Genomic DNA, 13593 nt, shown 5'->3' on the forward strand with positions numbered 1-13593 from the left:
GCTAATGAGTTTACGGACTCAATCAGTCAGTACAAGATGCACCACAGGCTAATAAGTTATCCTTAATAATAACTAGTGGCTCGCACTAATAATGCCCACTTCTTGCCCCAAATAGGCAATGATAACGGGTGTAGCTTGTGCTTCAAGTTGCGCGGCGAAGTGTTTACCAATAAACCAAGCAACCAATGCTCCTAATGCACCAAAAACCATAGCAAAACCATTAGTACTCAATCCTAGGCCAGCGGCTAACATTTGCCCCACTAATGCAGATAGAAACAATCCTAGTAACGGCAATAAATACACTAATGCAGCCGCTTTAATGATAACGCTTTCAGGTAAGCCTATTTTAAGTAAATCACCCTTATGGCAAGGTTTATCACTTGGCAATGAAAAACGTTGCGTTTGAACAGAAAAAGCTTTTGCAATGGTTGATGTGCCACAATTCTCACTGCTAGCGCAATGATTACAGGCACTTTTCAACTCAACTTCAACTGTTGCCCAACCTTGTTGATAATCAACCACTCGGGCAATTTCTTCCATCATAGTCGGTGCCGTTGATTCGGATATTTTACTCGTCATTTTACACACTCAACCGATAAATAATGGAGTAATTTTAGCACAATGCGGCGCAATGACTAAGCAAGTTTACCACTAAGCTATATCATTGATAACGCTCTGCTGGCCCTGAAAACACATAAGCCGTGATACAAGAAGCTCTTGTCACGGCTTATGGTTCAATAAAGCATAAGGGTTACTTTAATACTAAACTATTAGCAATTTTATCTAAGGTTTCTGAAGGCACCTTACCAATAGCCACGACCTCAAGAGTACCTACTTTTACCACTACCATTGATAAGCCATTACGAATAAGTAATTCATTAGGCATAGGGTTTTCTCCTGCACGGGCAACATACACTGAAATATTAGCTAAACCATCAGTTAATGCAATATATTCAACAGGTTCATGAATACCAATTAAACGATGATGATCGCGAACAACCACGTCAAAACCTTCAGGTAACCAAGTAAATTGCCAATTTTTGCCATCAGTGCGTTCAGCTTGATTCATCACTGCTGGCCACTCTTGCTTGGCGGCTTCAATTAAAATATTTGCTGGTTCAGTTAACTCAATAAGTTCAATAACCATGGTTTGTTCAAGCAATTGTTTGTCTTTATTGAGGGTGTCAAAACGTAATGGCAGGTAGGTATCCATATCGATCCACACTTGCGCATCATAACGGTTATCGTCATTAGCCAATAAACGGATCATCTGCCCTGGACGTCCAGCTATACGAGCGCGACCGCCAATAACAAATTGATAGCCTTTTTCGAGTTGATTTAAATCTCCCGCCAACGCCGCAGGCCAAATACCCTGTATGCGAGGAGCCAAAACACTGTAAGCCGGCTGGTCATGTTCTATAAACGTAACTCGATTATCAACTCGTACAGCATTTTTAGGTGAGCCATTGAGGTACTCAAGTAAAGCAACTTCTTTGTTGTCGACAATGCCATGAATATAGACGAGCGGACGAATATGGTCAGCTTGTAGCTGAATAATTGAGGTTTTATATTGTTTATCGTGCATCGCTTGGCTCATGTTATTAAGCCAAGCTTTAGCAGATAAATCTTCTTCAGCGTGTGTTGGAAAGGTTAACGCTAATAGTGCTAGCAGGATAAGGCGCAAGCTAACTCCTAACAAAGTAAGACGTAAGATAAGGTTTATTCCAATTTATTATGGATTTACCGTAGCATCTTGCACGCTATTGTTATCAACAGCAACACCTGGATTTAAGCGTTGTTGCAACATGTGATCTTGAATATAAGCATTAATCCGGCGACGCTGTTCAATCACTTGCTCGTTGGAATAGCTTTGCTGATTTTGTGCTGCACCAGTCTGATAACTTACCGGAGATACACTACCCACTAAAGGACGTGTCATTAACACTGGTAATGGCGATTCTGCATCATTGCTTTGGTTATAATTTTGCACACCAACAATCGCCACCATAGCGACAGTTGCAGCAATAGCATATTGGCCAAACTGCTTGAAAAATGGCACTACATTGGAAGCAGTAGTTCGCTGTTGGTCAACTTCAGTTGATTTGGCTTGAGGCGCGATAATTGTTGGCTCAAGCTCAATCGCTGCAGTGATGCTGGCAAAAAGGTCTAAGTCAATGGTCGCAGGCAGTTCGCCGCGCATTGCATCGCCTATCATATGATAGCGTTGCCATTCATCATGTGAATCAACATCAGCAGAAAGCTGTGCCAATGTTTTATCATCGACTTCACCATCAACTGCTGCAGATACCCATTCTTGACTTGATTTAAGCATTATTCACCTATCTAAGGTTAAGGCTGTTACTTTTCCAGCAAAGGCTGGAGCTGTTTGTCGATTGCTTCTCGAGCACGAAAGATACGCGATCTAACTGTGCCTACTGGGCAATCCATTATATTGGCAATATCTTCATAACTCATGCCGTCTAGCTCTCTGAGCGATATGGCCATTTTTAATTCTTCAGGCAGAGTGTCGAGCGTGTTAAAGATCACTTTACTCATTTGATCTTTCATTAATAATTGCTCTGGTGATGCAAACTCTTTAAGTGCATCACTGCCTTCATAATATTCTGCATCTTCTATATCAACATCGTTTGCAGGTGCTCTGCGCCCTTGCGATGTAAGATGGTTTTTTGCGGTGTTTACCGCAATACGGTACAACCAAGTATAAAATGCACTTTCACCACGAAAGTTTGCTAAAGCTCTGTAAGCTTTAATAAAGGCTTCTTGTGTCACGTCCGCCACGTCCGCTTGATTGCGAACATACCTGGAAATCAAACTCATCACTTTATTTTGATACTTTAGCACTAACAGGTTAAATGCGTTTTTATCGCCTTGCTGTACTCGTTCAACTAATTGTTGATCACTATATTGTCCACTCATCCGAGCCGACTACTCCTAATCTGTAATACTGATTTCTCAGTCGCTCGAATCCTGTTCATATAAGTAGACCTACCAATATGAAGAAAGTTCGATTTTGAATTAAAAAAAGTTAATTTATTTCACTTATCAATAAAATATCTAAGCAAAATCACAATAAAACCCGCTGTAAAAGTACCCTACTTAGGTTATTTGATTTACTATAATAAAACCACTAAGCCACACCATGATACCTGATGAAACAAGCAGTTGAACACCAATGTGACATTTTGATCATCGGCAGCGGAGCTGCTGGACTAACTTTAGCGCTACATCTTGCTGAAAAATCAAAAGTAATTCTTCTTTCTAAAGGCCCGTTATCAGAAGGGTCCACGCTATATGCTCAAGGTGGAATAGCCTCCGTTTTTGATGAAGGCGACACAATTGAGTCACATGTCAACGATACGTTAATCGCTGGTGCCGGATTATGCGATAAATCGGTTGTGACATACACCGCAGAAAACGCCAAAAGCGCAATGCAATGGTTAATAAATTGTGGGGTGGCATTTGATAAAGAAGAAACTTTAGCAGGAGTCGATAATAGCGCGGCACCTTATCACCTTACCCGTGAGGGCGGGCATAGCCATAGACGAATTCTACACTCAGCTGATGCAACCGGTAAAGCAGTACAAACCACATTACAAGAACGAGCCATGGCTCACCCAAACATACAAGTATTAGAACGTTACAATGCGATCGACTTAATCACCACTCGTAAATTACATCGACCGGGTAACCGTGTACTTGGCGCTTATGTGTGGAATCGAGATGAGGAGCATGTTGAAACCGTTAAGGCAAAATTTGTGGCCTTAGCAACCGGCGGCAGTTCTAAAGTTTATCAATACACTTCCAACCCTGATATTGCCAGTGGCGATGGTATTGCTATGGCTTGGCGTGCGGGTTGCCGCATCGCAAACATGGAATTTAATCAATTTCACCCAACGTGTTTATTTCACCCTAACGCGCGAAATTTCTTATTAACCGAAGCATTACGTGGTGAAGGGGCATATTTACGCCGCCCAGACGGTAGCCGCTTTATGCCTGACTTCGATGAACGCGGAGAGCTTGCCCCTCGTGATATTGTCGCCCGCGCAATCGATTATGAAATGAAACGCTTAGGCGCAGACTGTGTTTATCTAGACATCAGCCATAAACCTGCTGATTTTATCATTAAGCATTTCCCCACCATTTATCAACGTTGCCTAGAATTAGGTATTGATATTACTCAAGATCCGATCCCTGCAGTGCCTGCAGCACATTATACCTGCGGTGGTGTGATGACGGATCTTCATGGTCAAACTGACATTAATGGCTTATACGCTATTGGCGAAGTGGCTTACACTGGCTTACACGGCGCTAACCGATTGGCGAGTAATTCGTTACTTGAGTGTTTAGTCTTTGCGCGGGCAGCATCACAGGATATAGAGGGACTGTTACATAAAATTCCAATGCCTTGTCCATTGCCTGTGTGGGATGAAAGTCAAGTCAGTAACTCAGATGAAGAAGTGGTCATTGCCCACAACTGGCATGAACTGCGGTTATTTATGTGGGATTACGTCGGTATTGTGAGAACTGATAAACGATTGGAGCGAGCGCTCAGAAGATGTTTAATGCTGCAACAAGAAATTGAAGAGTATTATTCAAATTTCCGTGTCAGCAACAATTTGTTAGAGTTGCGTAACTTAGTCCAGGTTGCAGAGTTGATTATTCGATGCGCGATGGAGCGAAAAGAGAGTCGAGGACTTCACTATAATATTGATTATCCTGAACAAGTCGACAATCCTAAACCTACTATCTTACAACCTAATCGTTAATCATTATCGGACGATTTACGCTTAAATAAGCTCATTGATGGCTCAATAATAGACGGCACAGATCACGATACGCTGTGTCGTCTAACATATCACTCCACACCAGTAATAACCGCTGCTCTCCAGATTTACTCACCTGTAAAAAAATAATGCACACTAGTGGGCAAATGAACGCTTTTTTGCTTAGGTTGATATTACTCGCTTGTACACCAGTACCGTATAATAGAGTACCAGCCCTCTTATTTCCCAAAGAAAATAAACAACGCCAATGAGACAATCTGCGCCATTCAACAACAAAAATAAGCATTACTACAATAAAAAGTAATGTTTGGATAATGTGGTATATCAGGGAGGAATAACTGGGCCAAGCCAAAAAGCTACTTAAAATAACGGCAAAAAATACTGTTAACCCAGCACGCTGTAAAAACGAAGCACTCAACGCAAATTGCTGCATATGAGTGCTAGTATTAGACGACGAAACGGCTATTGAATTAAGGTGCTGGTCTTCCACGGACTTTTATTATCATATCGGCTAACAATGGATCTTGGCATTGTTCATGCCCCATAAACCAAGCAAATAACTCTGGGTCTTCACACTCTAATAGACGAATAAAGGTATTTTTATCATCATCGGTCATTGCTTCATATTGAGTTTCGACAAAAGGTTGAAACAAGATATCTAATTCTAACATTCCGCGACGACATGCCCAGCGGACACGAGCTATATTCATTAATTCCAACACAAATCTCCTGATGTCTGTATCACAAGTTAGCTTATACGGTTCTCAAAATCTTGTACTTGTTTATCTCGTCCAGCAAATAATTCTCCAAAATCCGTTGCTAATAATGATTTTACCGCGGGATGTTGGATCATTCGCTCAGCGAACATCACATGGTATTCTTCTTTGATGTCAGTTGTTTCACCAAGCAATACCATACCTTGTGACAGTATATCATGACGATAAATAGACGGTGCGACAAAAATACCGCGATTAAAGTAACCAAATGCTTTCATCATTTCGGCATCGTCAAATTCTCCCAAAATACTGACATTAAGATTTTTTTCTGCAAACCAACCGTGTAACTGTTGTCCTAATGAGGTTCGTTTACCTGGGATTAATAATTTACTCTGCTCAAGACAAGCAGGAAAAGGCGTAGAGATAGACTCCGCAGAAAAAAAGCTCACACCACACTCGCCTAACTTTTTCGACAAAATCTCAGGATACTTCAACGAGCCTCCGGCACAATCCGATACAATGATATCCAGCTTATGCTCACGTAAACGTTCAATAAGGCTATCGTGAGTTGACTCATAACAGGCTAAATGTACAGACCCATCGGCAGGAATAACGGTTAATAACACACGGCTCACGAGGGCTTTAGATAATGCATCCGCCACTCCGACCTCGAACAACAAGGAGTCATCTTTTTGATAATTTAAGATATCAAGCATTTCATAGCTAAGACTAAACATCTTATCAGCATAACGAAAGACCAGTTCTCCTAACTCAGTAGCCTCTAAATTGCGCCCTACACGTTTAAACACAGCGCCCTTTAACCTTTCCTCCAATGAACGGATCTGCCCGGTAATGGTTTGAGGTGCAAGACATAATACTTGAGCGGCTTTGGTTACAGAGCCTTTCTTTTGTACCATCCAAAAATAATATAAATGATTATAATTTAAATGCTGCATATCAATTACTAACCCTACAAAAATCACTACAGCTACTATAGCAAATAAACACTTAACTGCGCTGTTGATTAATTGATAGTAGCTGGGCTGTATATCTTAGGTGGTTAACGTGGGTTAGAGAAAACGCGTTAGTGGTTTATTTAACTTAAACTAAGGATAAGATATGACAATACAATAATAAAAATCATAGTCTTAGCTACCATCAAACTTGTCACTCGTTTTCCTACAAGCGAATTGATGCTTCCAATAGCAAATTTATTACTCGTTAATTCAACGCAATGAGCAAGGCAAAGGGCTATTTTAGCGTGGTTTGCCATCTCAAATTCAGGTGATTTAACCCTGCAGTCTAAATCTTAAAAACACAGGATCTAAAAAGCTAATCCGCCATAACAAACGGTTGCTACATTCATCATCAAAAATCAACAGTTCCTGAACCACTAGATTAATTCATCTGAATGATTAGCCAAAAATCAAGCATAAAAAACGCAGCCCAAGGGCTGCGTTAATCTATTGACCAAATTACTGACTGCGGCGACAATCCATTAAACTCGTGATCACTGATTCCAGCTCATCACTGTTACTGACATTGTTTAACGACACCTGCTCAGTAAGTGCTGAGACAACTTCAGATTTTACGATTATGTGGCTAGAGCAATAATTCACATTCGCTGTTTGATAACGTTTCCCCGCTCGGTATTTCAATGCTCTTGATTCATAATCATTGGGATCAATTCGTTTCTTAGCCAGTTCATCTTGAAACATTAATGCTCCATCCACAACGCCTTCCAAATAACTTTGGCAAGTGGGTGAGTCAGATGATTCAAGACAAACATTAAATGATTCCGCCGATACAGGAATAGCTAGACTGCTCACGAGTATTCCCAAGGTTAATGTATTGAATTTCATGATTTCCCTCCATTTTTAGGCAGTACCTTGGCTAACCAAAAATAACCAATCACAGCCGCAAATAACGATCCAGTTAAAATACCGAGCCTTGCATAATCACCAAACGCAGCGGGTGAATTCTCAAATGCCAGTGAAGCAATAAACACCGACATGGTAAATCCAATACCACACATAACCGCAACAGGGATGATATGCCTCCAGCCAATGCCTGGTGGTAACTCAGCTAATTTAAGTTTTACTGCTAAATAACTAAATAGCAGCACTCCAATAGGCTTACCTAACAACAGACCCATGATGATACCTAGGGTGATAGGTTCAGCAAATGTATCCAATGACATATTGGTTAATGATAAACCAGCATTAGCAAAAGCAAACACCGGCAAAATCATAAAGGTGCTCCATGGGTGTAACTTGTGCTCTAAATGCTCAGACGGTGAAGAGCCATCTTTAGCACGTAAAGGGATACAAAATGCGATAATCACACCGGCCAAAGTCGCATGCACGCCAGATTTCAATACCGCAACCCACAAAATAAAGCCCAGTAATCCATAAGGTAGAATCGAACTGACCCCTTTTCTATTCAACGCGACCATTAGCACGATTGATATCGCCGCAATCACTAAACTAAGCATTGATAAATCGGTACTGTAGAACAGCGCAATAATCACAATCACGCCAAGATCATCAATAATCGCTAACGCCAGCAAAAATACCTTTAAGGCCACCGGAACCCGACTACCCAGCAGTGCCATAATGCCTAGCGCAAAGGCAATGTCAGTTGCCGCAGGGATGGCCCAGCCAACCTGAGTTTCAGGGTTAGAGTAGTTAAATGCTAAGTAAAATAACGCAGGAAAAACCATGCCACCAATAGCAGCAAAGCTGGGTAAGGATGCTTTTGCGACACTAGACAATGCTCCTTCCAGTAATTCACGCTTCACTTCTAAGCCGATTAATAAAAAGAACAATGCCATCAAACCATCATTAATCCACAGTAAAAGTGGCTTATCGATATTAAGATCACCTACCCTAAACTGGACTTCAGTGGCTAAGAAATCTTGATATATCCCAGCTAATGGTGAATTGGCAAGAATCATCGCCAAAGCCACGGCGATCATCAGTAAAATCCCACCGGCAGACTCTTGGCTTAAAAAGTTTTTAATTGCACGTTCCATATAACACTCCAAAAAAAACAATAAGATAAGTCTATCTGAATCATTGAAACTATAATAATCGCTTGTTTCTTGATATTAACTCGGTATTTCCGAGGTATCAAGCGGTAACAAGTCTGCTTTATACTTTATTCGAGTTATGCTGACACTGTGAAGCATAGCGTAGATTGGGTCTTTTTCTACAGATTAGAACGTGTTAATTAACCTTGGTTTGGGTATAATCTCGAAAAGGAAAAAGGATTAAACAGATGAAACAATATCTAGATTTGTGCCAGCGTATTGTCGATGAAGGCGAATGGGTCAATAATGCTCGCACTAACAAAAAATGCCTCACCGTCATTAATGCCGATCTTGTTTATGACGTTGCAAATAATCAATTTCCATTAGTGACTACACGTAAAAGTTTCTGGAAATCGGCCATTGCAGAAATCCTTGGCTATTTACGCGGTTATCAAAATGCTGCTGATTTTAGATCATTAGGCACCAAAACATGGGATGCCAATGCCAATGAAAACCAAGCTTGGTTAGATAACCCAAACCGTAAAGGTCACGACGATATGGGGCTGATTTATGGAGCCTTGGGGCGTGCTTTTCCAAAAGCGGGTGGTGGCCAAGTCGATTTACTGCAACAAATTGTTGATGACTTAACTAACGGTATCGATAATCGCGGTGAGATTTTAACCTTCTATCATCCAGGCGCATTTGACTTAGGTTGCTTACGTCCATGTATGTACGAGCATCACTTTTCATTACTTGGTGATACCTTATATCTCAATAGCACCCAAAGAAGTTGTGATGTTCCATTAGGATTGAACTTCAATATGGTACAGGTTTACGTATTGCTGGCATTAATGGCACAAATAACGGGCCACAAACCTGGTAAGGCGTACCATAAAATTGTCAACGCTCATATATACGAAGATCAGCTTGAACCCATGCGCGATATTCAGCTAAAACGTGAGCCTTTTGCCTCACCTAAATTAATCATTAATCCACAGATTAAAACCTTAAAAGACATTGAAACTTGGGTGACCTTGGATGATTTTAGTGTAGAAGATTATCAGCATCACGACGCGATTAAATATCCTTTCGCCGTATAATCTGCTTTCGCTCATAACAAAAATGGCGTTGTTCAAGTATTTGAACAACGCCATTTTTGTTATTGTTTAGGCTTAACTCGTTAGTAGTTTCAATCCTACAACAACAAGCAAGCAAGCAAAGATTTTTTTCAACACTGGCGTGGGCCAAGAGCTTGCCGCTTTTACACCGATAGGCGCGCACAACATTGAGCTAATAATAATCCCGATTAATGCGGGTAGATAGATGTATCCCACCGAGCCCTCGGGTAAATTCGGTACATCAAATCCCGCGATGATATAACCAATGGTACCGGATACAGCAATAAGCATTCCGGTGGCCGATGAAAACCCAACAGCTTGGCGCATTTGTAAACCGCAATAACTCAAAAATGGAACTAGCAGTACTCCACCACCAATTCCCATTAGCCCAGCGGTTAGCGCTATCAAAATTGAGATGATAAATAGCACGGCAAAATTAGGCAGACTACTTCCCGTTTTCACTTTAAACGGAAACGCCATTTGTACAGCCATTAACACGACAAAAATGGCGAAGGCCTGCTGTAAATCATCCGATGCAATTTGCTCAGACACAAATGCTGACGCTAAAGAACCAATCACAATGCCGGGTAAAATAGGTTTAAATAACGCCCAAGGAATATTACCGCGTTTATGATGGGCAGCAGCTGAAGACATAGACGTTAAAATAATCGACGCCAGTGATGTAGCGATAGCGACGTGAGTGAGTTGAACCGAGCTAATGCCCACTGAGGGTAAGATATACAACAGAGCAGGCACAATAATTAATCCCCCTCCAATACCTAGAAGGCCGGCTAAAAAACCCACAACGGATCCCAGCAAAAGACATATTAAAAAGACCTGCAGTAAACTATCCACGATGACATCCTTAAGAGCGACACTTGGCAATATTATCAAAAACCACAACAGCGAGTTATCAAGCCGATTAAATCAAACGACTAATCCATATTAATTAAGTCTGCTAAATCATGCTGTTGTAAAAAATGAGCGAGTAAGCCTCGGACTTGATTACCATTTGATTGCTGTAAAATAGACTCCAGCAATTCAGATAACTGTTGTTTTGAGACACGTCTAAGTAAAAAATTAATCCTCGCTAAGCTGCCTTGGTTCATACTGAGTTTGTTATACCCCATAGCAACTAAAAGCAATGCGCCGTAGGGTTCTCCAGCAAGTTCACCACACACACTCACATCTAAATTATACAGTTTACACTCATCGACCGCGCGTTTAAGGGCTCTAAGAATACCTGGGTGATAACTGTCAAATAGCGAACTCACACTCGGGTTATTACGATCGACAGCCAGCAAATATTGCGTTAAATCATTACTACCGACAGAAACAAAATCAACTCGCTTCGCCACATCTTGTAACTGGTATAATAATGCTGGTACTTCAAGCATTACACCAACTTTTGGCCTAACCAAAATAGTATTTAACTCTTGGCTTAATTCAATAAATGCTTGATCCAAATATTTTAAGGTTTGATCTATTTCATCTAAATTACTGACCATTGGCAGTAATATTTGCAATTGATTACCGTGACTTGCCGCTTGTAGCATCGCCCGTAATTGCACTAAAAATAATTCAGGATGATCCAGTGATAACCGAATGCCGCGCCAGCCTAAAAATGGGTTATCTTCTTTAATCGGAAAATACGGTAGTGGTTTGTCACCACCCACATCCAATGTACGCATCACCACAGGTCTATCACCTGCAGCATCTAATACTTGGCGATAGACATTGATTTGCTCACTTTCACTCGGAAAGCGTTGATGCAACATAAATAGGATTTCAGTTCGATACAACCCAATACCATCGGCACATTCTGCTATTTCAGATGCGATACCACTGAGTAACCCTGCATTGAGATACAAATGGATCCGCTCACCATCGGTGGTAATAGAGGGTAAACCCAACTCGGCAGAAAATTGCTTTTGTTTTTCAACATCAGCATCAATCAGTAATTGGTACTCTTCTATCACAGCGGGTGAAGGCGATACCAATAGCTGACCACGATTAGCATTTAATACTAATAGCTTTTGATCAATATCGATGGATAAGACTTCATCAACGCCAACAATGGCTGGTACACCTAGCGCACGCGCTAAAATAGCGGCATGAGCATTTACCCCACCACGCTCGGTGACAATCCCAGCTAACTTTTGCCGCGGAAACTCTGCCAGTAAAGTGGCATCCACTTCTTTTGCGACTAATATAACCGGTTTATCCGGTTCTAATTCCAGTCGGCCAGGCTCTATCAGTTGTCGAAGCAACTTCTGCCCGAGCTCTCGAATATCACTGGCGCGCTCTTTGAGGTAAGGATCTTCCATCGCCAAGAACTGCTCAATATAGCGAATAGACACCCGACTGACAGCAGACTCAGCTTGCCAGCCTAATGCGACTTCACGGGCATACTCGCCACCGAGACTCGAATCATCGAGCAGTAATTGAAATGCAGTAAATATAGAGGCAACATCAGCAGATTTTTCGCGTTCAAAACGTTGCGATATTGACGTCAGCATGTCTTTACAACGCTGTACGGCTAACTTTAAGCGCAGAATTTCAACATCAACATCAGTACATCGGATCTCGGCCTGTTCCAGTGAAATCAAACCACCCAACACTAGACCATGAGCAATCGCAATACCGCTTGACGCTGTTTCACCACTGAAAACAACTTGTTGCTGCACATTGGTAATGGCCGCCTTGTGCTTTAAGCTTCGCACAACGACAGCAAGTTGCGCTGCCAAGGTCATTAAAAATGCTTCTTCGTTTTCACTGAACTGACGCGCTTCGGGCTGTTGCACCACAATAACGCCGACAACCTGTTTTTGAAAAATGATCGGTACAGCTAAAAATGCCCGATATTCTTCTTCTGCAGCTTCTGGGAATAATTTAAAGCGAGGGTGAATACGGGCATCAGCAAGGTTAATAGCTTCTTCACGTTCGGCAACTAAGCCAACTAACCCTTCAGATAGTGGCATACTGACGCGGCCAACAGCAGATTTTTCTAGCCCTTCGGTGGCCGATAACACAAGATGTTGTTGTTCAAGGATATAGATAGAACAGCAATGGGTAGCCATCGCTAATCGAGTTTGTGACACTAATATGGTTAATGCACTTTCAAGGCTGTTGGCTCTCGCAACAGCTTGAGTAATATCCCTGAGCATATTTAACACTGTTCCAATCCTCTTTGAAATCAGTTAACTCCGTTGTTTGCTTCGTTTTTTACTAAATTCGCGCGTTTGTAGCGCTAATGTCGTCGATGCGAACTCTTTCATTACCTTTCTATATACGTCGCGTTTAAAAGACACTACCTGACGAACAGGATACCAATAACTGACCCAACGCCAATCATCAAACTCTGGATGACCTGAAGAATTCAAGTTAATGGTATTATCGTGACCTTTCAATTGTAGTAAAAACCATTTCTGTTTTTGGCCAATGCAAACAGGTTTGCTTTCTTGGCGTACCAAACGCTTAGGTAAACGGTAACGTAACCAAGAGCGCGTGGACGTTAAAATTTGAACATGTTCAGGTCTTAGCCCCACTTCTTCGTAAAGTTCTCGATACATGGCTTCTTCTGCAGACTCGCCATCATCCAACCCACCTTGTGGAAACTGCCATGAATGTTGGCCAAAACGTCTGGCCCACATAACTTGTCCAAATTTATTACAGATAATGATGCCCACATTTGCGCGAAAGCCGTCGCTATCAATCACATGGACTCCGAAAATAACAAATTTTATATCGTTTGATTGTTTCACAAAGCATGCCTATCGGCAAACCTCTATTTACTGTGGATAATTGAATAACAATGTGAATAAATCAAAATTATCAACAATTATACAAAACCACTTTGTGGATTATCCACAAAATCTGTGGATATCTCTGTTCGAAACTTTGGTAAACCTTAATAACAGGCT

The 13593-nt window shown here is 41.4% G+C and carries 14 protein-coding genes; 2 read left to right on the forward strand and 12 right to left on the reverse strand.

Features of this window, described 5'->3' with window-relative positions; genetic code table 11:
* Positions 1-72 precede the first annotated feature (72 nt).
* From H5185_RS03565 to rpoE, 4 genes are all read right to left on the reverse strand, one after another.
* A complete protein-coding gene (locus H5185_RS03565; RefSeq protein WP_165870133.1) occupies positions 73-543 on the reverse strand; it encodes a SoxR reducing system RseC family protein in 471 nt (156 codons plus the stop codon).
* A 208-nt stretch (positions 544-751) separates the two neighbouring features.
* Positions 752-1684 carry a MucB/RseB C-terminal domain-containing protein gene (locus tag H5185_RS03570; RefSeq protein WP_124017106.1) on the reverse strand — a complete coding sequence of 311 codons (933 nt, stop codon included), beginning with the start codon at positions 1682-1684 and terminating at the stop codon, positions 752-754.
* A gap of 48 nt (positions 1685-1732) precedes the next feature.
* Positions 1733-2332, reverse strand: a complete 600-nt coding sequence (locus H5185_RS03575) for a sigma-E factor negative regulatory protein (protein ID WP_124017105.1) — start codon at positions 2330-2332, stop codon at positions 1733-1735.
* 26 nt (positions 2333-2358) lie between these two features.
* Positions 2359-2937, reverse strand: coding sequence for an RNA polymerase sigma factor RpoE (gene rpoE / locus H5185_RS03580; protein WP_124017104.1), 579 nt, complete (start codon positions 2935-2937; stop codon positions 2359-2361).
* A 233-nt stretch (positions 2938-3170) separates the two neighbouring features.
* On the opposite strand from rpoE, the gene nadB reads away from it, so the two are divergent.
* Entirely contained in the window at positions 3171-4787 is a 1617-nt protein-coding gene (nadB, locus tag H5185_RS03585; protein ID WP_182698329.1) for an L-aspartate oxidase, read from the forward strand.
* Positions 4788-4818: 31 nt separating this feature from the next.
* Here the strand turns inward: nadB and H5185_RS03590 are convergent, their stop codons facing one another.
* From H5185_RS03590 to nhaA, 5 genes are all read right to left on the reverse strand, one after another.
* Positions 4819-5238 carry a protein YgfX gene (locus H5185_RS03590; RefSeq protein ID WP_182741367.1) on the reverse strand — a complete coding sequence of 140 codons (420 nt, stop codon included), beginning with the start codon at positions 5236-5238 and terminating at the stop codon, positions 4819-4821.
* A gap of 37 nt (positions 5239-5275) precedes the next feature.
* Entirely contained in the window at positions 5276-5524 is a 249-nt protein-coding gene (locus H5185_RS03595) for a succinate dehydrogenase assembly factor 2 (RefSeq protein WP_124017101.1), read from the reverse strand.
* A 29-nt stretch (positions 5525-5553) separates the two neighbouring features.
* Positions 5554-6477 (reverse strand): transcriptional activator NhaR, encoded by a 924-nt coding sequence (nhaR, locus tag H5185_RS03600; RefSeq protein ID WP_182698327.1) that lies wholly within the window; start codon positions 6475-6477, stop codon positions 5554-5556.
* A gap of 519 nt (positions 6478-6996) precedes the next feature.
* On the reverse strand, positions 6997-7383 hold the full coding sequence (locus H5185_RS03605; RefSeq protein ID WP_124017099.1) for a hypothetical protein: 387 nt from the start codon (positions 7381-7383) through the stop codon (positions 6997-6999).
* Positions 7380-8555, reverse strand: coding sequence for a Na+/H+ antiporter NhaA (gene nhaA / locus H5185_RS03610; RefSeq protein WP_182741368.1), 1176 nt, complete (start codon positions 8553-8555; stop codon positions 7380-7382). The genes H5185_RS03605 and nhaA overlap by 4 nt, the downstream gene beginning before the upstream one ends.
* A gap of 245 nt (positions 8556-8800) precedes the next feature.
* On the opposite strand from nhaA, the gene H5185_RS03615 reads away from it, so the two are divergent.
* Positions 8801-9652 (forward strand): thymidylate synthase, encoded by an 852-nt coding sequence (locus H5185_RS03615; RefSeq protein WP_124017097.1) that lies wholly within the window; start codon positions 8801-8803, stop codon positions 9650-9652.
* A gap of 72 nt (positions 9653-9724) precedes the next feature.
* Here H5185_RS03615 and H5185_RS03620 read toward each other — a convergent pair whose 3' ends face one another.
* The 3 genes from H5185_RS03620 to rppH all read right to left on the reverse strand — a co-directional run bounded on the left by H5185_RS03620 (position 9725) and on the right by rppH (position 13389).
* Positions 9725-10525: a sulfite exporter TauE/SafE family protein gene (locus H5185_RS03620; protein ID WP_124017096.1), complete on the reverse strand. Its 801-nt coding sequence runs from the start codon at positions 10523-10525 to the stop codon at positions 9725-9727.
* An 80-nt stretch (positions 10526-10605) separates the two neighbouring features.
* A complete protein-coding gene (gene ptsP / locus H5185_RS03625) occupies positions 10606-12846 on the reverse strand; it encodes a phosphoenolpyruvate--protein phosphotransferase (RefSeq protein ID WP_182741369.1) in 2241 nt (746 codons plus the stop codon).
* Between the two features lie 24 nt (positions 12847-12870).
* The gene (rppH, locus tag H5185_RS03630) at positions 12871-13389 is read right to left on the reverse strand and encodes an RNA pyrophosphohydrolase (RefSeq protein WP_124017220.1); all 519 of its coding nucleotides are present in this window, start codon (positions 13387-13389) and stop codon (positions 12871-12873) included.
* Positions 13390-13593: the final 204 nt, after the last annotated feature.

It is taken from the genome of Shewanella sp. SG44-6 (genome assembly GCF_014164185.1).
Lineage (GTDB): Bacteria > Pseudomonadota > Gammaproteobacteria > Enterobacterales > Shewanellaceae > Shewanella > Shewanella vesiculosa.

What these genes read in the sequence shown, in the direction of transcription:
- H5185_RS03565 (WP_165870133.1), bottom strand. Translation starts at nt 543, where the DNA reads ATGATGGAAGAAATTGCCCGAGTGGTTGATTATCAACAAGGTTGGGCA.
- H5185_RS03575 (WP_124017105.1), bottom strand. Translation starts at nt 2,332, where the DNA reads ATGCTTAAATCAAGTCAAGAATGGGTATCTGCAGCAGTTGATGGTGAA.
- rpoE (WP_124017104.1), bottom strand. Translation starts at nt 2,937, where the DNA reads ATGAGTGGACAATATAGTGATCAACAATTAGTTGAACGAGTACAGCAA.
- nadB (WP_182698329.1), top strand. Translation starts at nt 3,171, where the DNA reads ATGAAACAAGCAGTTGAACACCAATGTGACATTTTGATCATCGGCAGC.
- H5185_RS03590 (WP_182741367.1), bottom strand. Translation starts at nt 5,238, where the DNA reads ATGCAGCAATTTGCGTTGAGTGCTTCGTTTTTACAGCGTGCTGGGTTA.
- nhaR (WP_182698327.1), bottom strand. Translation starts at nt 6,477, where the DNA reads ATGCAGCATTTAAATTATAATCATTTATATTATTTTTGGATGGTACAA.
- H5185_RS03605 (WP_124017099.1), bottom strand. Translation starts at nt 7,383, where the DNA reads ATGAAATTCAATACATTAACCTTGGGAATACTCGTGAGCAGTCTAGCT.
- nhaA (WP_182741368.1), bottom strand. Translation starts at nt 8,555, where the DNA reads ATGGAACGTGCAATTAAAAACTTTTTAAGCCAAGAGTCTGCCGGTGGG.
- H5185_RS03615 (WP_124017097.1), top strand. Translation starts at nt 8,801, where the DNA reads ATGAAACAATATCTAGATTTGTGCCAGCGTATTGTCGATGAAGGCGAA.